We start from the raw sequence: 1,713 nt of genomic DNA, 5'->3' as shown, positions 1-1,713 counted from the left end.
TGGACGATGTGATGACCTATGGCGGCTGGGCCGTCGGCCTGGTCGCTGTCGGCGTATGGACTTGGCTCGCGCGGCGTGCCTTTCCGAGTTTCGAATCCTTCGTGAGGGGCTTCGACGACGAGCTGCAGCTGGGCGCCAGCCCGGAGGAGCGCGCGCGCAGCGCGCGCTGGCATCAGGTCCGTCAGGCCGCCGTGGCGCTGACGGCCGTCGCGGCCCTATGCCTGTCGATCGGGTTCGCGATTCCCGACTGAGCCCGCCGATTCGGCCGCGCCGGATCCGCGCGCTCACCGCCTCGGCCAGATCGATGTGGCGCTCCTGACCTTCCGGCACGGTTCCGGAGGCCGGCGTGCACTGAGGGCGCGGGGCGTCCCGGCGTTGGGCCGCGGCAGGACCCACGACAGATCCCGGATTCGAAGGCTCCGGGACCCTTCGCGGGTGCAGGGGGCGCCCTGCCGTCGGGCACGGCCCGGCTCAAGCCGCCCGGATCCGGGTGAGGAAGCCCTCCGCGGCCTCCCGCAGGTCGCTCGCTTGGCGGGACAGGTCCCCTGCTGCCCGCAGCACCTGTTCGGAGCCCCGGCTGGCCGCGGCGGCGGCCTCGCCGACGCCCGCCATGTGCCCCGAGACCCCGCGGGTGTCCTGCGAGGTCTGGGCGGTGGTCCGGGCGATCTCCGCGGTGGCGGCGCCCTGCTCCTCGACCATGGCGGCGATCTCGGCCCCGATCCGGGCGAGGTTGCGAATCACCTCGGTGATGCTGCCGATGGACCGGACCGAGGCCTCCGTCGAGCCGGTGATCTCGGCGACCTTGGCGGCGATCTCCTCGGTGGCCCGGCTGGTCTGGGTGGCGAGGTCCTTGACCTCGGCGGCGACCACCGCGAAGCCGCGGCCCGCCTCGCCGGCGCGGGCGGCCTCGATCGTGGCGTTGAGCGCCAGCAGGTTGGTCTGACCGGCGATCTGCGAGATGATCGCGACGATCTCCCCGATGCTCCCGGCCGCCTGGGCGAGACGGTGCACCTCGCCGGCGGTCCCGTCCGCGTCCCGGGTCGCGGCGGCGGCGAGGTCGGCCGAGGCCCCCACCTGTACGCCGATCTCCCGGACCGAGGCGGTGAGTTCCTCGGTGGCCGCCGCCACCGTGTCGGCCGAGCGCGCGGCCGAATCGGCGGATCCGGCCACCGTCCGGCTGAGATCCGTGGTGTCCTGCGCGGTCCGGGCCATGCCGTGCGCGGAGGCCTCCAGCTGGGCGGCCGCCGCCGAGACGGCCGCGACGATGCCGCCGACCTGGCGCTCGAAGCTGTCGGCGAGGCCCAGGGCGGCGGCGCGCTGCGCGGCACTCGCCTCGGCGGCGAGCCGCTCCTGCGCGGCCCGGGCGGCGCGACGCTCGGCGACGCTGTCGCGGAAGGCGACGGCGGCGGCGGCGATCGCCCGGACCTCCCGCGGGCCCCCCGACGGGATCGCCAGATCGGCCGTCCCCTGGTCCCGGCCGATCGCGGTCAGAACCTGCGCCATCCGGGCGAGGGGGCGCGCGATCGCGGTGCCGAGCCAGACCGCGAGGCCGGCCGAGAGGGCGAACAGGGCGAGGCCTCCGGCGATCCAGAGGGTCAGCATCCGGTCCGCCCGGGCGCGCAGGGCGCCGGCGGCGGCCTCCAGATCGGCGGTGAGCCGGTCCTCCACGCCCTTCAGGGCATCGATGCGCTGCGTGGCGAGGCCGAACCAGGA

Annotated in this window: 2 protein-coding genes; one reads left to right on the top strand and one right to left on the bottom strand. The window is 75.7% G+C overall.

The genetic code is table 11. The annotated features are described in order from the left end of the window. On the top strand, nt 1-251 hold a 251-nt coding region (locus tag I53_RS13455; RefSeq protein ID WP_043351512.1), incomplete at its 5' end, for a hypothetical protein. A gap of 220 nt (nt 252-471) precedes the next feature. Here the strand turns inward: I53_RS13455 and I53_RS13450 are convergent. Next, a partial coding sequence (locus I53_RS13450) for a methyl-accepting chemotaxis protein (RefSeq protein WP_043351511.1) occupies nt 472-1,713 on the bottom strand: 1,242 nt, incomplete at its 5' end.

This window comes from Methylobacterium sp. B1, assembly GCF_000333255.1.
Taxonomy (GTDB): domain Bacteria; phylum Pseudomonadota; class Alphaproteobacteria; order Rhizobiales; family Beijerinckiaceae; genus Methylobacterium; species Methylobacterium fujisawaense.
This window is presented reverse-complemented; position numbering and strand designations above follow the sequence as displayed.